This window comes from Streptomyces sp. NPDC027189 (assembly GCF_055566975.1).
The window spans coordinates 253,018-271,919 of the sequence record NZ_JBVHRI010000008.1; the positions used below are offsets into that span (position 1 = coordinate 253,018).

An 18,902-nucleotide genomic window follows, 5' to 3' on the forward strand; every position below is an offset into this window, starting at 1 on the left:
GAGCGGGGGTGGGATCAGGCGGCTTCGGCCACCGCGGGCACCTCGACGGGCGCGAGATCCACCAGCGGGCGGAAGCCGGCCAACTCGGGAAGATCCGGGGTCAGGCCGGCGTGCTTGTTGCAGGCGGTGACGGCTTCGCGCATCGAGGTGTAGGCGGAGCGGATGCGGGTCCATTCGCCGTTGGAGTAGCCGACCACGGCCATGCCGGGGCGGTCGTTGCGGATCTGCGTGGCGGCGAACACCGCGTGCGGGGAGACGTCGCCGAAGGCCATCTTGGAGCTGGATTCGTCATTGACGCGGTGTGACATGCGGCCGGTGAGCTGGGCGCGCAGCATGGTGATGCCGTCGCCGAGTTCGGAGCCGAAGCGCTGGCCGTAGATGTCGACGAAGATGCCGGCGGCGCGGCCGAGCTGGGCCAGCCGCACGAGGGCGACCACGGCCCGTTCGCGGCGCTTCTTCTCCGCCGTGGTGGTGAACAGGGCCAGTTCGGCGATCTCGTCGATGGTGAGGACCACGGGCACCGGGCGCAGGTGCTCGGGCAGGCCCCAGATGTCGGCGGTGATCTCCACGTCCGGAGTGTCCGCACTGACACGCTGCTCGCGACGGATCACCTGATAGATCCCCTCCATACGGGCCACCAGGGCCTCAAGGAGGTCCGCCGCATCATCAGCGTTGTCGGCCAAGCCCGAGAACCGGCGTGCCAGCGGGGCGAGTTCCACCCCGTTCTTGCAGTCGATGCCGACCAGTGCCACGTGCTGGGCGGCGAGTTCCTTGATGACCCGGCGTTGGGTGACCGACTTGCCAGAGCCGACCGCGCCCAGCGTGATGGAGTGCGGCACCTGCCTGTAGTCGCGGTAGTGGACCGAGCCGTCCTCGCACAACGCCACCGGGATGCGCAGCTCGGCGCGGTCGACGTGGGCCGGCATCTGCACTCGCTTGAGCACGTCGTAGCCGGTCATTGCGATCTCGACTGTGCCCGGTTTGATCTCACGGGAGGTGACCTGATGGACGCCGAAGGCGTGTCGCAACCGGTCGACCGCGGCCGAGTAGTCGAAGGCGTCCTGACCGGGCCGCATCCGGATCCGCAGCCGCAACCCGGTCCGGGTCGGCTTGATCCACAACAGGCGGGGAACCCGCTGGCGCGGCGTGTCCCAGTTGAACCAGCGGGCCAGGGTCAGCCGCAGCCGTGAGGCCGAGACCGTCAGGTCACATGCGTCCATCACGGACGCGTACCGCATGCGGACCTTGAGGGTGGCGTAGAGGACGCCGAAGGTCATCCAGTACCAGGCGGGGCGCTGCCACCGCAGCAGCAACGCGAGCCCGACCAGGATCGCTAACGCGATCAGGAGCAGTTCGGTCATGATGTTCAGCCCTTGCCGTTCGAGCCGACCGGGGTGAGCTGCTTCGCGGCGACCGCGATCGCGCGGTAGGAGATGCCGTGCCCGAAGTCGTTCTCCCACGGGCGGGCCACCAGGCCCGGCAGCTCGACCGGCATGCCCGCCATGAGATCGGGCTGAATGCCGTCCTCGGCGACCACGATCGTCACCGCGTCCGGACGGCCGTCCACGATTACGGCGACGTTGACGTTGTAGAGCACCTTGCCCGACTGCCGGTCCGTAGCGACTTCACCGGTTTCGCGGTTCTTGACCTTCTTCTCCGGTGTCTGGATCAGCATGACCGTCATCGCGGTCGTGTCGACGGGAATCTGACGCATCGTCTGTTCTCCTGTATTGGAGGGATGTTGACCGGCATCGGCCGGTGACATCAGGAGACCGCGAGCGGCCATGGACGCATCACGGTCCGTCTGGACGTTTGGGGACGTCTGAGTTACCGTCAAAACGTCCCTACGTCCACAGGGAGGGAACCTCATGGCGAACGAGCGTCTGCGCGCGGCCATTTCGGCCAAGGGGGAGACCGTCCAGTCCGTCGCTGATCACGTCGGGGTGGACCCGAAGAGCGTCGAGCGATGGATCACCACGAACCGCACTCCGCATCGAGGCCACCGCTGGAAGGCCGCAAGCTTCCTTGGCGTTGACGAGGTCTACCTCTGGCCGACCGTGGAGAAGCAGGCCGAGACTGCGAGCACATCTGAACTAGTCACGTACTACCCGCACCGCGGCGCCGTTCCCGCCTCCCTCTGGTCGTCGTTGATCGAGAAGGCGACGGACCAGGTGGAAATCCTCGTCTATGCAGGGCTGTTCCTCTTCGACAGCCACCCCGATCTCCCCGACCAACTCGCCGAGAAGGCAACAGCCGGCACTCAGGTTCGTGTCCTACTGGGCGACCCGGACTCGCAGATGATCCGCCAGCGAGGTGAAGAAGGAGGCATCGGCGACGACCTGGCCGCCCGCGCTCGTATAACCCGCCGCTACCTCGAACCGGCAGCTAAGACGCCCGGTGTGGAGATCAGGCTCCACGACACGATCCTGTACAACTCGATCTATCGGTTCGACGACGATGTGTTGGTGAACCCGCACGTACTTGGGGCGCCCGCGGGACAGAACCCAGTTCTACACTTCCGGTACATCCCAGGCGCCCGGACATTCCGGCACTACATGCGGAGCTTTGACTACGCGTGGGAGCGCGGACGGCCTGCGTAGGCGCCGTCCCAGCTGGCGCCTGGACGTGCGACGCTGGAGACATGGCCCGCATCGACTACTTCAATGATCCGAACGCCCCAAAGGCAAACAGCATCGTTCCGTCGGTCACCGCCGTCGCGTTGAACGAAGCTGGGGAAGTCCTGTTGATCCACAAGACAGACAACGACCTGTGGGCGCTGCCCGGTGGCGGGGTCGACGTCGGCGAGTCCGCCCCTGATGCCGCCGTAAGAGAGACCAAGGAAGAAACCGGATTCGATGTCGACGTGACCGGGCTGGTCGGCCTCTACACCAACCCCGCGCATGTCATCGCGTACGACGACGGCGAAGTGCGACAGCAGTTCTCAATCTGCTTCACGGCCCAGATCGTCGGCGGAGTGCTGCGAACTAGCAGCGAGAGCAAAGAAGTTGCCTTCGTTAGCCCGAACCGGCTGGACGAGCTGAACATCCACCCGTCCATGCGGATGCGGATCGATCACGGCTTGACCAAGCGGTCCACGCCATACATCGGGTAGGAGAGGTCCATGGCGCATCGCAGCATGAGCCGAGAGGAGGCAGAAGACCTCATTCAGAGGTTGCTGGACCTCGAATTCGTGGAGGACGAAGAGAGAGAAGGCGAGGTCATAGCCGCCCTGCAACGAGGGTTGGTCTGCCCGGACATCATCACTTTGATCTACCACACGACGCCGGAGCTTACCCCGACGGAGATCGTCGAGCAGGCGATGGCGTACGAGCCAATCGCCCTATGACTGATCAGGCGACAGGCGCGCACGAGTCCGCTCGACAGCCGCTCCGAGGTACGGCCGGGCCTTGCTGATCGCGGTGTGCACGACGCTGCCCACCTCATAGCGATCCAAGATCTCATCCATGCGACGGTCGAAGTCGAAGGACTGCCCAGCGGGACCGGTCGTCATGTCGGCGTAGATCAATGCGTCCAAGACGGGGGAGTCCTCCCGCTCATACGCGGCCAACTCGGCGGTAAGCCCACGTTGCTCAGCCTCGTACACGGCACCGGAGTGGTGAGCGACCAGCTGCACGAGCCGCGTCGGCGCGCCGAGCCGCTCCAAATGGCGGGCACCATCGAGGGGATGGAAGCCGGTGTCCTGCAGCTCCGAGGCGTAGCCAAGATCATGTAGCCAAGCAGCGGCGATGAGTAGATCCCGGTCCTCTTCGGACACAGCCGCGGATACCTCACGCGCTCGGGCCGCCACGGCTTGGGTGTGCAGCCAGCGATTCCCGAGCGGGGGCAACAACGACTCGGCCAGCTCAGCCGCGCCCTGGGGCGTGTCCAACGCAGAAGACATGAAACGCACCGTAGCTCAGTCAGGCGGATAGCCGACAGCCCGGCGCCGGATGTTCCGGATCATGGCGCGGTCAGACTTTCCCTACTTCATCAAGGCTCGCTTCGCTCGCGTGGCCGCCTCCATCAGTCGGCTCGCCGACACCGCCTCCAGCCGCGGAGCACCTGCCCGCCGACACGCGGGAGAGCCGACACCGCACCGCCACCACGATCCGACCTCAGGTAGGGAAACCACGTCAGCCACTGTTGTTTCCCCTACGCGGCTCGACGTTCCTGGCCTCGATACACCCGCACTGCCTGACACAGTCAGGTCGATCATGGATCGAGGGCCGCGCACAGCGCGGCGGCGCCGGTCGGCCGCCGCTCCGCTGCCTCCATGTCTCCGCCACCGGCTGCGGACCGCCGTCCGCCCGTCGCCACTCGCAAACGGCCAAAACACAGCACTGGGCGTGGTGGGCCGAGGGGGCTGCCGCCCTGCAGGTCAGTGACGCTTTGTGTTACGAACGAGGCCGGATCGTGGTGGCGGTGCGGTGTCGACTCGCCCGCTCCCGTGGACGTTGCCCCGTGGCTGGGGCGGCCGGCTCCGCGACTTTAGCCAGCCACTTTGGCGCGAGCCTCGAAGATCATGGCCCCAACGTCGTGCTTTACCGGGCAGGTCCACAGACTGCCCGACGCGCCGGAAGCTTACGGGGCCATGATCACTCGCGCCAAAGCAGCTCCCGGCCAAAGTCGCTACGCCGACCTCGGTGACTAACCGACTGTAGCGCTCGGCATTCGGCGTCGAATTGACAGCTATTTTGCCTCATGTGACCCTGGAGTTGTCCGGTGTGGGCTGTTCAACCGGGAGGTCATGATGGCTGGATCCAGCAGGTCTTATGTTAGTTGGGTGCAGGACGAGACTTCCGATTGGGCGACGTGGGAGCCGGGCGATCTCGTTAACCTTGGCGATATTGGCTACTTTGATCGATCGCTTAAATTTACTAATGCTGACACCTCGGAAAACTTGCTCAGCGTAACTCCGGATACTTACGAGCGGCAAACCGTTGCCGGCCGCCTTCACTACAGCTCACGCTATTTTTCCGTCTCATCGACCGCTGGCGTTGATGTTCCGGGCGCAGCTGCCGCAGAGGTCACCTTCAAGCTCAAAAAGGGGGAGGGGTATGTATTGAAGCTTGACAAGGGCGCGTCAGAGGGGGTTCGCAACGAAAGAGACATGCTTGAAGGTGCTAAGCGAGCGCTCGTGGCTGGTGACTGGTGCCTCGCCTGGATTCTGATCTGCGAGCGATCAACGGTGAACGGCGGATTCGCGGTGACGTGCAAGGGGCATGGGTCGAGTTTCACCATGGGAGCAAATGTAGAGCCTCCAGATCTCTCGCGAGAGGGGCTCGGAAAAGTTAGTTTCACCATGACTAGTAGTAGCGGACACGTCAATCATTGGGAATTCGATTCGGAAAGCATTCCAAAATTTGACTGCGCATGGAGAATTCGCCCTGATCTAATTAGGCGACTGTATGGGGATGATGCCGAATGGGTTTCGCCGGATAAGCTGTATTACAGGGGAGGAAAGGCATCCTTGAAGCCTGCGGTTATTGAGGGAATGAAGATTAGAGAGCTGTTTGAGAAAGACTTCAGCGTCTCTACGCTGTGATGGCCCAAAGTTCTGTCCATCAGCACTTGCCCTGAGCTGCTCCGGCCCGCCCCGCTTTTGTCATCTTGATCGCATCCGCACCCGCACCGCGTGGTCGGTGGAGTCTCAATGGACGAGTCAAGTGCCGCAGGCTGCGATTAGTGGCCGGTGTGCTGATCAGCTGTCCGGCTGACTAGCGAGGTAGAACAGGCCCACGGCTCGGATCACTCGGCGTGAAGCTGACCACCCGTTTACTTAGGGATGTGCCTTCATGCTTTCCAGAGTTTTGCGGGCCGTGACGTCCAACATGGCTAACCGAGATCTTGACAGGATCGACAATATTACAGCGGCTGCCATAATAGATGATGAAAATGCCCGCGAATTGCACATCGAACAGGGTCGAAGGATAAAAGAAGAAGCCTCCCTACGTCTGAGAGTCCTGAAGTCGGGACTGCGCCGGCTCGATAAACTCGAAAGCGAGATTCAGAGCGATGTTGATTTGATGGTGGCGAAGGCGCGAACTGAGGCTGCAGTGTGGCACTTAGAGGCCAGGCGGAAGGAACTCAGAGCTGTCGAAGAGCAACAGCAGCGCGAATTGCAACGGGAGGAGCTTGCTGCGCGTGATGAGTTGATGGATTCTCTGATTCGCCAGCTAGACGATCCTGGGCTGGCCACGCCCTTCATCGGCATGCGAGAAATCACGCGCTTTGGATATCCCGACGAATCGACCTTCCAAGCTTGGGCATCGCTCGAAATAGGGCTGCGGGATCGGTACGCGGGTCAAAGCGAGGCTATGGCAAGTAAGATAGGTCGAACAAGATGGGAGTTTTCTATTGCGCAGGCCATTCGTTGGATCGTGCGGATAACATGCGGGTTCCTCACCCTCGTACTCCTAGTGGATCAAGGGCTGCATCTATTCCATTTGGAACTCTGGTACATAGTGGCGTTGATCTTGTTTATCGCATGGATAACCGGCGACACTCTCGTCGGTAAGTTCCATGAAAAACTTGACGCGCTCTATCGCGAATGGCGCCTCCGTAGAAGAATCATCTACAAAGTGGCGGTGTTCAAGGCCACCTTCGCGACATGGCAGGTCTCAATAGAGACACTTAGGAGCAGTCCGAGGCCGCAGGGAACGGAACATACGAGTGATGCTGAGTGCGACTCCGCGGATATGGATCCATTGGATCCATCCGACACGCAACCTGAGACACCGGAGGTCAATGGACCAGGGGACGGAAATTAAGCCCCGTGGCCGACTGCTCCTCCCCAGCGCCAGAGCGCAGCGAGGACTCGCCCATTGAGTAACCGACCTACGACTCGCACCAAGGGCGAGCCACACGGTATCCGGCTTCAGTTCCCAATCTCCGACGACGCCAATACATCAATCTCGGCATCATCTGTGGTCGGGTTCCAAACTTCGCGAGGATTCGTAATATGCGTTATTCCGATGGTTTGCCCATACGGAAAAGCCTTATCTCGCGAGAAGAAATAATCCGCTTTCATTCGAATTGCAGTGGCCAGGTGAGTGGCATCCGGTCCTCTAAGGTTATGCTCAGCCGCCAACTGCCGAACCTCCCTAGCAACTAGGATGTCTACCTCAACCCACTGGACATCTAGCCGCTCAAGGTACTCATGCACGACGCGATCCCGCTCCCCGGCATCCACGTCACCCTTCCGGCCATTGAGTTCGACCAACAAGAGCGTCGATGCGACGATCTGTATGTCTCCCCTGTATGCAGCACGTAGAACCTTGTAGGAGTTAGGCCACAAGCCCCTTTCCTTCTTTATGACGTTGAGGAAAATATCCGCGTCAACGTACACCAGGGGCTCAGGCACTTCTCACCTGCTTTAGATACTCGGCGGTGCTAAGATCGCCTGTTATCCGAGGATTAACACCCAAGATTTCCGCCGGATCCATCTGGGACTGAAAGTCAGGCAGAATTTCCAGGTCAGTCATCTGCAACGAAACTGCCTGCCCCTCAGAATTCCTTTGCAGAATTCCGGAAGCTACTACGCGACGTCCCCAAGCATTACGCAGCATCTCGCTGTGATCACTGTGAGCCACTACGCGTACAGCGTGCCGTGTGCGCGGATCACGAATCAAGGCCCTCGGCGAACTCCCCTTGCTATGACTCAGGACGTCCAGTGTTCCCGTCACGCTAGAAAAGGCGCTCTTAGCCGGAAGCACGGCCTGTGTCGCGTTGCTAACGGTGTCTTCGTCGACGACTGCGGTGTGACGATCACCATTCAGACTCGTCACCGCGACTTGCTCGATGCCGCCGGGCCCTAGGTGCTTGCCGATATGACCAACTCTGGCTACGGTCCGCTCGCTGAAGAAAGCGGGGATACGCGGTGACTCAGCAAGTGACTCAACCCCATCCACGAAGCCCTTCAGGGGAGCAGCAATTGACTGCAAGGAGCGCCTGGCTGGTACGACAGCCGGCACCAGGACAATTCGAACATCCCCATCCATTGCCATCTCCTCGATGGCCCACCGCAATCGGGGGCTACGGACGGGAAGGGAAGTCCGATCGACCTCTTCGAGCGACATCCTGACCTCGCTGAGAATCTGGGTGTACGTCTTAAGATCGAGGCGGGTCGACGTCGGGGCGATGCGCACCTCTAGAGCGCTATCGTCACGAACAGCAGTGGCCACGGCTACACCCCTTTCCAGCAGCTAGGACCATCGTCGCACCAAGATGTGACGGGCGGGTCAGGCGTGCGCTACTGCTATACCGCCGACGGTACGGATCAGGGGTCCAAAAAGCGCACCCGTCGATCACTGAATTGACCCAATCGTTACACGGACAGTAGTCGCCGCGGCGCGACTGTCACCCTGCATGCCCGAGACATACCTTATGTGGGCGTACGCCCCAGGCGTGTGGGGTCCCCTACCTACTGCTTCGGCCCGGTCCGTGAGAAGGCGCTGACTTGCAGGAACCGCTTGCCGCCGCTGCCATCTGGGAGGTGTAGGGCCGGCGGCTCCTCCTCTGTCGTGAACCGCTCCACCTTCTGGGCGCAGATCTGGGCAAAGTCGCAGGTGCTGCATTTCGTGCCGGACCCGCGCTGGGGGAAATCGTCCTCTGTGATCCGGTCCACGGCCCACTCGACATTGGTGACGGCGGCTGTGATCGCGTCCGGATCGACAGGTACGTCAACTCGTTGCCCGTCCTTGAGGAGGTGGACGGCTCCTGTTCGGGCGTTGACCCCGTGAACCAAGTCAGCGCCGCGCCCGTACAACTGCACTTGGAGAGACAAGTCCTCCCAGTTGAGATCCGGGTTGTTGGTTGGATCGTCCCCGCCCTCCATGGTCTTGAAGTCGATCACTGAGGCTTCGTGGATCTGCTCCGTGTCGTCGAGACTGAGCAGGAGATCGATGGCTCCAGAGATCACCGCGCCCTTCACCGGCACCTCGAAGGGAAGTTCCACCTGCCTCTTGTGTTCGAAGTCCGTGCCGTACTTATCGGCGTAGTCGGAGACGATGTTAGAGGAACTCTGTTTCGCTCGCTCAAAGGCGCCGGGTCGGTTGACAGGATCCGAGCTGGGTGCGATGTGCTTGAGGTGGAAGAGATCCTCAGCGATCGCCCGGGCTTCCTCTGCGCTGGGTGCCTTGTCTTTGTAGGTCTGGTGCAGCTTCCCCACGGCGGCGTGAACGGCTCGACCGAAACCAATGAGTTCGGTGATGGGAGGCGAGAAGCCGTTCACGACACTTAGCTTGTACGCGTGGGGACATCGCATGAATGTGTGGATTTGCGAGTAGGTCGTTGGCAGTACGGACTCGTCGCCTCGCCGGCGGGGGGTTGCCTTTCCGGGTGTCACCCGTGGCGGGGCGGCCGGGTCCGAGAGGTCTCGCCGGATTTCGGAGTGTGTCAACCGGGCGGTGTACGGTGAGACCTTTGTAAGCCTCTTTCCACCGGGAAGCTGCGCTGAACCGGTGATGTACAGGTAGCGCTCAGCTCGCGTGATGGCCGTATAGAAGAGGCGCGCTTGATCCGGCGCTCCTGTCTGGTAAGAGCCGTTGTCGAGTGCTTGGCGGATCAGGGTCTCTGGAATCCATCCGTCATAGCTTCGGCGGCGTCCGGGGAAGCGGCCTCCTTCGACATCGACCACGAAAACCACGGGGAATTCAAGGCCCTTGGCTTTGTGGACAGTTGAGACAGTCACGGCGTCGGGCCTGGCCATCATCTGGTTGTCGGTTTCGTAACCGTCGCCAGCTACGTTTGCCAGGAAGTTGAGGAGTTCACCGAAACGTTGGCTGCCGTCGATGGACAGATACACCGTCTCGACGTCCTGGAGGATGCGGCTGAAGGTGCCCAAGTCCGCCATGACTCCGTCGTTGAAGCCGCTGTTCGCGACGTTGAGCGCAGCAAGCAGATCGTGCAGGAGCTGCTGCGGGAAGAGACGTTGCCGTGGGACGCCCGGCGCGAGCGGAGTGTGGATGCGTCGTCCCCAGTCGGCGAACAGGCGCTTGAGTTGTGCCAGGTCTGCCTGGGGGAAGGCAGGTTGGAGCTCAGAGTGGAAGAGCTGCTCAACCTGTGTGCGGTCCGGCGAAGCGCTACGCAGCAGCTCGAATGCACTCCGTACAGCAGCTGGTTGGGCTCGGTCGAAGAGCTGCCCGCCGGCGTTCAGGTCGTAAGTGATGTTGCGTGCGTCGAGGGCACGGATGTAGGCGGTGTGCCGCTTGGTGTTGTCCTGCTCTGGCTGCTCTGTCGAACGCATGAGGATCGCGAAGTCCGCAGGCGTCAGGCCGCGGATAGTGCCATCGGATTCTTCGTATTCTGTGCCGAGCAGTTCACTGATGCGTTCGGCGACAAACTCGGCCTCTGCCGGGCGATCAGGAAAACTCAGGATGCCGAATTCACGCGGGTCGCGATTGGCGTGCGCTTTCAGCTGCTTGGGAAGTCGAGAGGCTCCCAACTCTTGAGCTGCGAAGTCGCCTGCCGCCTCGACGATTGCAGGCGTGGAGCGGAAGTTGGTCAGCAGCTTGTGGACCGCTGCGTTCGGATAGCGACGATCGAACTCCAAGATGTTGTTGACGTCTGCGCCACGCCACCCGTAGATCGCCTGGTCGTCGTCTCCCACGACGAACAACGTTTCCGAGTGCTCGTGCATAAGGCCGATCAGACGTTCTTGGACGACGTTCACGTCCTGGTACTCGTCGACGAGCACGTGCCGGAGGGAATCCAGCGCCTGAACTGCACCCGGTTCGTGCGCTTCCAGAGCTTCCACCACGAGCCGCTGCATCAGCGAGAAGTCGATGAAGTTGTCTTGCTCCATGTGCGCGCGCAGTCGCTCGAGTGCCTCGCCGAGGGTGGGCTCCTCGGCAGCGATCTGGGCTGGGTCGAGCAGTTCGTCGTTCATCATCTGCCAAGCGCGGCTGAGCTGCTTCAAGGTGTCGAAGTAGCCCCGTGGCGCCCCCTTCGCCGTGGCGTGCTCGTTACGCAGGGGATTGATGTTGAGTTTGGGATAGCGGGAGATGAGATAGACGAGGAACTGCATCTCGTCCAGCACGTCGAACTGGCGGTAGCGGGCGTCCATGTCGCCCAGTACCCGGCGGCACCAAGCGTGGATGGTTCCGATGTACATGCCTCCGACCAGAAGGGGGTCCAAGCCGCACACCTGCAAGGCCGACGCCACCCGCGTCTTGATCTGGTCACCTGCCTTGTCGGTGAAGGTGAAGGCGACGATCGCTTCCGGGACTGCTCCGGAGGCAACCTGGTGGGCCACCCTTCCCGCAAGGGTCCGGGACTTCCCCGATCCTGCGCCAGCCAGCGCGAGAACCTCGTGCTCTGGCGCGATGGCAGCGGCGTACTGCTCCGATGTGAGCCAACTGCTGAGCGCCTGCTCTGCGTCCACTCTCCTGCTCCCCTCCTGGAGTTTCAACTAGTGCTGACACACTGCCAGGTGGGTCTGACAATTGCCCCTCACGTGCAGGAATCACTCCCGACACAGGGGGGACTCTGCTAAGCGCCGCTGCAAGCAAAGCACTGTCAGTGGTCACCACTACTGTCGGTGGAAGATCGTCCGGAGTGATCACATGGGGAGGCCCAACAGTGGGAGGCACGTTGCGAATCGGGCAGGTCTTTCGCTACGCGAGCGGCAAGGACCCGAAGCCGGCCACGTTGGACGGCTTCCCGAACTTCCACCACGTGACGTCCTCGTCAGGCCTCAAACGGGCACTCCTGGAGGCTGGCATCAACGGGATGGCCAAGGTCAACACCCCTGACGGTGCCCGGCGTCCGGCGATTTTGATCCGGTCGAGTCCATGGAAAGCTGGCACCGAACAGACGCCGTGGCACGACGTGTTCGACATGGACAACGGCCACGTCCGCTACTTCGGTGATCACAAAGCCGGTCTAAGCGCAGCACCCGGCACCACCACGGGCAACGCTGCACTCCTGGACGCCTTCAACGGTCATCAGGGGCGCACTCCCGCGGAACGGGCGGCCGCCACCCCCCTACTTCTGTTTCGCGCCGTATCGCGGAACGGCAAGCCCAAGGGGCACGTGGAATTCTGCGGAGTGGGCGTCATCGAGCGGACGGAGCGACTGGTCCAGTGGGGAGGACGCGAACACACGACGTTCGTGAACTACGTCTACGACATCGCTCTCATCGACCTGACCTCCGAGGACGATGCGGTTGCATGGAAGTGGATTCATGCTCGCAGAGGCAAGGACGTACCCCACGCCCAGGCCCTCGAACTGGCGCCGCGGGCATGGCGCGAGTGGGTCAAGCACGGCAGCTCAGCTCTCCCAAGGCTTCGCCGGCGAGTCGCTCGGGCCAAGGTCACCAAGGTTCGTGATCAGCGCCCGCAGCCCGGCAGCACCGATGCGATGGATCTGGAACTGGTCTACAAGTACTTCGACGGACGCAAGCACGAATTCGAGGCGTTGGCTGCCGCGGTGGCAGCGCGCGTACTGCGTGGGGACGGACACAGCTATCTCGACGGCTGGTTGACACGCCGTTCCGGCGATGGCGGGGCCGATTTCGTTGGGCGGATCGACCTCGGCAGCGGATTGGCTGGCACAAGTCTGGTCGTGCTCGGGCAGGCCAAGTGCGTCAAACCCGACACCCTCATCACCGCCGAGCAGATCGCTCGCGTCGTTGCCCGGCTCCGTCGAGGATGGATCGGCGTCTACGTGACGACTGGGGCCTACTCGGAACCGGCGCAGACAGAGATGGTGGAGGATCAATACCCGATCGTCCTCGTCAATGGCATGGACCTGGTCAGCGAACTTCGAGACATGGCCCGCGACGACCACGGAGGCGACCTGTTGGCGTGCATCGAGCATGTCCTCAGCAGTCAAGAGAGCGTCGTTACGAACCGACGCCCGGAAGAGATCCTCCTGCAGTAGCCCTCCCCCGGATCCCGCGGACAGTATGTGGACACGGGTAGGCTCACAGGCCGGATGACAGGAGCTCTGACCTGCGCGAACCTCGCCAGTCACAACGGCCTCCGGAGCCGTGTGCGCATAGTGCCGACCGCCCGTATGAAGACCCTCAGGCGCCCCTTCCGCGCCACTCCCTCTGAGGTCGGAACATTATTTGGAGCCGGACGTTCACATGCCCCAGCACGCGGCTGCAGTTCACCGCAGAAGCGGCGCGATGTGCCCCGCCGAGAAGCGGCCGCGACCAGCATGGGCGGTGCCCGTGCAGAAGCAACACGACATATCGAACTTCAGCAATTCGCCGCGGGCCTCGCGTGGAACTCTGCGCAGGCATCGCTCACATGCGACGCCCTGCCGAGGGGTCTGCTCACGCTTGATCGCTGCTGATGGCGGCAGGGTGGCCTCTGGGCCACACACGCAGAATGCGAGCCGACCACGATCCACCCAATGGACGCGCTTGGTCCGCAGAGCCTCCAGCTCGACCCCGGCCCGACAGTTGCAGCGCTCGGCGTAGGGCGTGCGCCACCACTCGTCGTCAGGAACTGGCACCGGGTTCGGGCAATGGGGAAGAGTCAGCTTTGGGGGCGGAGGCACACCGGGATGGTACGGCTCCTCCTCTCCACGGATATGAGCGGCGACTACGACAAGCTTGGAGTCCATCGTGGCCGGACTCCGTCGTCAGCGAGTGAGTAGCGCGTGAGATCGACGGCCTGACTCGCGACAACCGCAGAAAGTGCAGGTCAGGCCACCGTGACGGCTCAACGCAGCATGCCCCCGGAGCCGTTGCTGTACAGCAGCGGAGTACAGCAACCACCGCAACCGCAGCCGCCCATCAGAATCTGAAGCGGCTTGGGGTGCAGCGAAGCATACGCGCGCTTGATCGGTCGACGCGCCCGCCATCGTGGCTGACTGTCGTGGGCTGAGGCGCAGGCCAAACCCCGGCGAAGGCGCCGCTGTCCTCTGACTGATCGGTCGCATGTGGCGTGGGCCTCAGGCCCCGTGTAGCTAAACGGTATTGGCACACGAAACACGGAGAAACCCCGCTGCGGCTACCGAGCGGAATCATCAGCCACTCAAGATCTACAGAGACCGGAAAGCTCATGTCCAGGTGGTGAACCACTGCGAGTCTCTCCCTTCGGTCAAGAATGAGGCTCGGCAATAATGCCTTTCATAACCGCTACCTCAAACCCGGGACTTCGAAGGACCGCCATAGCGTCCGTCTAAGAAATCGACGACGGACCCTGTACTCCCACCGCGCAAGTATGCTCGACCTTCCCACAAGTCGAATTACTCCCCCAAAGAGCGGGCCAACCGCCACGTCCCCACTGGAAAGTTTGACAGCGTCGGAGGCCGTCTGGCTGATGTCGTCAATCAGTTCTGATTGACGAGCGGACCTAAGACGTATCGGCCTGATGTCCGCATATTGGAGCACCTCAACCACCGCATCCCGTTGCAAATTATAGCGAGCGCTCAAATCACGGCTGGCAGCCGCTGCGTTCATTCGCTCTCCGAACCCGATTTCACGACTGTCGTGCACGCCCTCGCGAAGAGCAAGCAATAGCTCCGAGATCACAAGGTGGTCGGCAGGTAGTACGCCTCGTTTAAGGTACGCAAGAAGTATCTTAGACCAACGAACCTCATCGGCACTTTGCATAGGTGCCATTGGATAATTGCTCGTGTCTGCTATCGCGTCGACCCGAAGAGGATGGAAGCCAACCCATGTCCCGGCTCCCCAGCGGCTATACGCGTAACCGCGCTGGTACCAGTCGTATCCATAAGCTATGGCGAAAATCGGGAGATCGATGGCCAGCTCAGAAACACGCGCATTGTACTCCCGATCGATCTGGTACTGCCCTCCTATAAGTGCGCCAAGTTTAGGAGCAAGGGCTTCATCTCGAAATTGAATCATTTTTGCGTTCGGGGCTGCGCTAAGGACAGAGGTTACCTCCCTAATCTGTTCAAGAGAGCGGTCCAAGCGGTTACGCCAGTCGACTACGCGGCTCTTGTAGCCCTCAGCTATTTCCGGAGTCAGTTGGAAGCAGAGCCAACCGGACCAATTCGCCGGCCACCGTGCGAGCGCTGATGCGTAGCATCTAAGTACGGCACGTACATCTACATCTGGGCTGGGACCAAATCCCTGCAATCTTTCCTCCGCCGAGGATTGCCATAGATCGAAGAATTTACCACCCACACCCAATTCATGACCTGGGAGCAGAGCGCAACGCACCGGAGAGTTCACGAATGCGTCAACGAACGTTTCAAAGGAGTCTTGGGCTTGCGGGTCGAGCGGTGGTGACGATCCGCATTCGACCAAATGTGCCGCCGATTGCGGCAGTGTGTTGTCGATTGTACGTTGCTGGAACGGAGATTGCACTTTCGCACCCCCTACACACCAATCGAGAGATGCGTACACAAACCATCTTCATGCATCGACAGCTGAGGTTCAAATGAACAAATGACACGACCTGATCACCCAGTCCGCTACCTGACAAACCCGCAGATCAGGAAGCGCCCGCATACCTCGTTGTTTCACCTCCCGCCGGCAGGCCGGACGAGGAGGTCCGTGCCCATGACAGATCATGCGGGGAACCACGGGGAATAGCGGGGACCAGGCCACCGACCAGTCAGGCCCGGTAGCCGCTCCGCCGCAAGTCCGTAGACAACCCAAGCTTCCCAAGCTGAGGCTCCGGTGTCGTCGACACGGGCCGGCCGTCGCGACTTGCTGTGGTTACGACAAGCCCCGATAGCGTGGCTGATGCCGGTGGGGGCAGCGAGGCACACGCGCGCCTGATCAGTCGGCATACTCACCCTCGTGGTCGACTGTCGATGGCTGAGGTTCAGCCCCCGGTGGCGTACTGCATTCCAGCTCGAAGCGCGCCAGCGCTCCATTCAATCGGCCGGCTGAGCCACTGGAGGTCTGCCCGGTACCAGAGCTGTCCCGCTGACATCCAACGCTGACATCAACGGCTACGGACAGCCGCAGACGTCGGCAGTTGCTCGTGGCCCCAGTACACGCAGGAAGGCCCCACCGAGCCGGGGATGGATCGAACTCCTACATTCGGAGTTCAGCCCACCTACCGCGCCAGGCTGTCGTCGCCTGCCTCTAATCTGCCGCTGTGAGTGACATACGAGGCCAGTCTGATGGGCAGTCCTCCGCGTGGCGGGAGTTGCTGCAGCGCTGGAGTGATGAGTGGCTTGATCCGGTGTTGCACGAGCAGGAACGTGCCGAGCCGTTTCCCGAGGATGTGCGCCGGGCCCGTTGGCTGGGTCGGGCGGGTGCCAGCGTCGAGGAGGTCGGCGCGCTTGAAGACCGTCTGGGTGCCGTACTGCCGGCGAGTTACCGGCAGTTTTTGCTGACGAGCGATGGTTGGCTCAACACGACCTCCGACATCGAGCGGATCCTGTCGGTCCAAGAGGTCGGTTGGACCCGGGACCTTGACCCTGACCTCGTGGCGGTCTGGACTGACGCGTACGGGGCTACTGGCGCACGGCTTGCTGACGAGGAGTACTTCGTCTACGGCGAGGCCCAGGACCCCGTCTCAATACGCCCCGAGTACGTGCCGCACACCCTGAAGATCAGCCACACACCCGAGGCCGCCGAGGTCTATCTCCTCAACCCGTGCGTGGTATCGGCAGACGGCGAGTGGGAAGCCTGGTTCGTCGCTCATTGGCTGCCTGGCGCAGTCCGCTACCAGTCCTTCTGGGATCTGATGAATGACGAGTACCGGCGTTTCCGAGGCGACTGGTGATGCTCAGGGTGCTGCAAGCCTGGTAAGCCAGGCGCTTGTCGAATGCGTGTCGACGTTCCCGGTAATCTCTCCGTCAGCCACCCACTTTGCCCAGGTCAGAAGCCAATCACTTGTCGAAGCACCCAGCGCCTTCTAAGCGCTGAGCCAGTGCGCGGCCCGACGTCGAATGCGGCCCGGGCGTGCAGTACGGCAGAGAAATACCGAACCGACGCGACCGTAGCCAGCCATCATCGGCTTGAGGTAACCGTCTGACCAGCCCAGCAGACCTCAGCGGTCGCGGCCGTACTTCGCCTCGAGCGGCGTGCAGGTTGGCTGGTGGCTTGACTCGGCCATCGAGACTCCGCCGACCTCGTTGGAACTGGCGCGCTGAACCGTCCACTTTGCAGAACCGTTCGCTCTGTGCGCCCCCCGTGCGCCTGCACCGTGGGTTAGGTCACGCTTACCCGCAGTTCAAAGCGGATATGAGCGGTGTCACAGTGGCTATACACAAAGACCCACCCATTGCTGCGCAGGCTTCCCGGCGAGAGCAGCGATGGGTGGGCAAGCACCTAGGAGGCGCTGCAATGAGTGTGACCCCGACCAGGCCATCAGTGTCAATCGCCCAACCCGGCGCCAGCGCCGTGATCCTGATCATCATCGTGGTGGTGTGTCTCCGGGTAGACCGAGTACAAAGTCTGCTGTCAAGCTTGATCACCCTGGCTGCTCTGAATGTCACGGCCAAAGCCATGAACTTCGCCGCTTCGGTAGCGCGGCCGCTTGGGGCGACCCGGACCATGTGAGCGCCATCTGGAAGATCCGGTTACGCGATCTTCTGAACCGGCGACGGTCCGGGCTTGCAGAGTCCGGGCCGTCTCTGGGGCGTATGAGGTCAACGCCGATCGCGTGAGCAGGACTAGCGACCATGGCGTCAGCCGAGTACGTGTCGAGGTAGTCGGTCATTGAGACTCCGCCAATGACGTGAGCAGGCGAAAAGCCCCGTCGGCTGGGCCGTCTGTGGGCCGTCCGAGGGGGCTCAGCGGCGACGGACGACGACCACCAACGACAGGTGTCCCGACTCGCAGCCCCAGGTCACCCAAATCGATCTGCGACACTGGTACGGCCATGCCTAAGCCCGGAGAACTCACTTTCGTCGCCCCGCGCGGAGCCCAGAAGCCGCCGCGGCACCTTGCCGATCTCACGCCCGCCGAGCGTAAAGAGGCGGTTGCCGCGATCGGTGAGAAGCCGTTTCGTGCCAAGCAGCTCTCGCAGCACTACTTCGCGCGGTACGCGCACGACCCCGCGGAGTGGACGGACATCCCGGCCGCCTCGCGCGGCAAGCTCCGGGAGGCGTTGCTCCCCGAGCTGATGACGGTCGTGCGGCATCTGTCCACCGACCAGGACACCACCCGCAAGACCCTGTGGCGGCTCTTCGACGGCACGCTCGTCGAGTCCGTGCTGATGCGCTACCCGGACCGGGTGACCATGTGCATCAGCTCGCAGGCCGGCTGCGGGATGAACTGTCCGTTCTGCGCCACCGGACAGGCCGGTCTCGACCGGAATCTGTCGACGGGTGAGATCGTGCACCAGATCGTGGACGGGATGCGCGCCCTCAGGGACGGCGAGATCCCGGGTGGTCCCGCGCGGCTGAGCAACATCGTCTTCATGGGCATGGGCGAGCCGCTCGCCAACTACAAGCGAGTGGTCGGGGCGATCCGGGCGCTCACCGACCCCGAGCCCGACGGGCTGGGGCTGTCGCAGCGCGGAATCACCGTGTCCACCGTGGGGCTCGTCCCCGCGATCCACCGGCTCTCCGACGAGGGCTTCAAGTGCCGCCTCGCCATCTCGCTGCACGCGCCGGACGACGAACTGCGCGACACCCTCGTACCGGTCAATACGCGGTGGAAGGTGCGGGAGGTTCTCGACGCCGGCTGGGAGTACGCGGCCAAGTCCGGGCGTCGGCTGTCCATCGAGTACGCCCTCATCCGGGACATCAACGACCAGGCGTGGCGCGGTGACCGGCTCGGTCGGCTGCTCAAGGGCAAGCCGGTGCACGTCAATCTCATCCCGTTGAACCCGACGCCGGGTTCGAAGTGGACCGCCTCGCGGCCCGAGGACGAGAAGGCGTTCGTCGAGGCGATCGCGGCCCACGGGGTGCCGGTGACCATCCGGGACACCCGGGGCCAGGAGATCGACGGGGCGTGCGGTCAGCTCGCCGCCACCGAGCGGTAACCTGTCCTGCGTACGTACATCTTCATATTC

The 18,902-nt window shown here is 62.3% G+C and carries 14 protein-coding genes; 8 read left to right on the forward strand and 6 right to left on the reverse strand.

The features are described 5' to 3' along the window. Nucleotides 1–14: 14 nt before the first annotated feature. Both ACZ4RZ_RS21935 and ACZ4RZ_RS21940 read right to left on the reverse strand, forming a co-directional pair. Nucleotides 15–1,361: an FtsK/SpoIIIE domain-containing protein gene (locus ACZ4RZ_RS21935; protein ID WP_467746790.1), complete on the reverse strand. Its 1,347-nt coding sequence runs from the start codon at nucleotides 1,359–1,361 to the stop codon at nucleotides 15–17. 5 nt (nucleotides 1,362–1,366) lie between these two features. Continuing rightward, entirely contained in the window at nucleotides 1,367–1,714 is a 348-nt protein-coding gene (locus tag ACZ4RZ_RS21940) for an SCO3933 family regulatory protein (protein WP_467746791.1), read from the reverse strand. A gap of 154 nt (nucleotides 1,715–1,868) precedes the next feature. On the opposite strand from ACZ4RZ_RS21940, the gene ACZ4RZ_RS21945 reads away from it, so the two are divergent. From ACZ4RZ_RS21945 to ACZ4RZ_RS21955, 3 genes are read left to right on the forward strand one after another with little or no spacing between them, the layout of a single operon-like run. Continuing rightward, entirely contained in the window at nucleotides 1,869–2,600 is a 732-nt protein-coding gene (locus tag ACZ4RZ_RS21945; RefSeq protein ID WP_467746793.1) for an XRE family transcriptional regulator, read from the forward strand. A 41-nt stretch (nucleotides 2,601–2,641) separates the two neighbouring features. Further along, a complete protein-coding gene (locus tag ACZ4RZ_RS21950) occupies nucleotides 2,642–3,112 on the forward strand; it encodes an NUDIX hydrolase (protein ID WP_467746795.1) in 471 nt (156 codons plus the stop codon). 9 nt (nucleotides 3,113–3,121) lie between these two features. Next, a complete protein-coding gene (locus ACZ4RZ_RS21955; protein ID WP_467746797.1) occupies nucleotides 3,122–3,346 on the forward strand; it encodes a hypothetical protein in 225 nt (74 codons plus the stop codon). On the opposite strand, the gene ACZ4RZ_RS21960 is transcribed toward ACZ4RZ_RS21955, so the two are convergent. Beyond that, nucleotides 3,341–3,901, reverse strand: a complete 561-nt coding sequence (locus ACZ4RZ_RS21960; protein WP_467746799.1) for an HDIG domain-containing metalloprotein — start codon at nucleotides 3,899–3,901, stop codon at nucleotides 3,341–3,343. The two genes, ACZ4RZ_RS21955 and ACZ4RZ_RS21960, sit on opposite strands and share 6 nt — an antisense overlap. An 882-nt stretch (nucleotides 3,902–4,783) precedes the next feature. Here ACZ4RZ_RS21960 and ACZ4RZ_RS21965 point away from each other — a divergent pair. Then, nucleotides 4,784–5,545: a hypothetical protein gene (locus ACZ4RZ_RS21965; RefSeq protein ID WP_467746800.1), complete on the forward strand. Its 762-nt coding sequence runs from the start codon at nucleotides 4,784–4,786 to the stop codon at nucleotides 5,543–5,545. 250 nt (nucleotides 5,546–5,795) lie between these two features. Then, the gene (locus ACZ4RZ_RS21970; RefSeq protein WP_467746802.1) at nucleotides 5,796–6,770 is read left to right on the forward strand and encodes an OmpH family outer membrane protein; all 975 of its coding nucleotides are present in this window, start codon (nucleotides 5,796–5,798) and stop codon (nucleotides 6,768–6,770) included. A gap of 107 nt (nucleotides 6,771–6,877) precedes the next feature. Here the strand turns inward: ACZ4RZ_RS21970 and ACZ4RZ_RS21975 are convergent, their stop codons facing one another. The 3 genes from ACZ4RZ_RS21975 to ACZ4RZ_RS21985 form a co-directional block, all read right to left on the reverse strand. Next, nucleotides 6,878–7,363, reverse strand: coding sequence for a type II toxin-antitoxin system VapC family toxin (locus ACZ4RZ_RS21975; protein ID WP_467746804.1), 486 nt, complete (start codon nucleotides 7,361–7,363; stop codon nucleotides 6,878–6,880). Continuing rightward, the gene (locus tag ACZ4RZ_RS21980) at nucleotides 7,356–8,183 is read right to left on the reverse strand and encodes a hypothetical protein (protein ID WP_467746805.1); all 828 of its coding nucleotides are present in this window, start codon (nucleotides 8,181–8,183) and stop codon (nucleotides 7,356–7,358) included. Before ACZ4RZ_RS21980 ends, ACZ4RZ_RS21975 begins: the two co-directional genes overlap by 8 nt. A 239-nt stretch (nucleotides 8,184–8,422) precedes the next feature. Beyond that, nucleotides 8,423–11,383, reverse strand: a complete 2,961-nt coding sequence (locus ACZ4RZ_RS21985; RefSeq protein WP_467746807.1) for an ATP-dependent helicase — start codon at nucleotides 11,381–11,383, stop codon at nucleotides 8,423–8,425. 197 nt (nucleotides 11,384–11,580) lie between these two features. On the opposite strand from ACZ4RZ_RS21985, the gene ACZ4RZ_RS21990 reads away from it, so the two are divergent. The 3 genes from ACZ4RZ_RS21990 to rlmN all read left to right on the forward strand — a co-directional run bounded on the left by ACZ4RZ_RS21990 (nucleotide 11,581) and on the right by rlmN (nucleotide 18,872). Continuing rightward, a complete protein-coding gene (locus ACZ4RZ_RS21990) occupies nucleotides 11,581–12,882 on the forward strand; it encodes a restriction endonuclease (RefSeq protein WP_467746809.1) in 1,302 nt (433 codons plus the stop codon). A gap of 3,149 nt (nucleotides 12,883–16,031) precedes the next feature. Next, the gene (locus ACZ4RZ_RS21995) at nucleotides 16,032–16,664 is read left to right on the forward strand and encodes an SMI1/KNR4 family protein (protein WP_467746811.1); all 633 of its coding nucleotides are present in this window, start codon (nucleotides 16,032–16,034) and stop codon (nucleotides 16,662–16,664) included. Nucleotides 16,665–17,765: 1,101 nt separating this feature from the next. Further along, nucleotides 17,766–18,872, forward strand: coding sequence for a dual-specificity RNA methyltransferase RlmN (rlmN, locus tag ACZ4RZ_RS22000; protein WP_467746813.1), 1,107 nt, complete (start codon nucleotides 17,766–17,768; stop codon nucleotides 18,870–18,872). Nucleotides 18,873–18,902 lie beyond the last annotated feature (30 nt).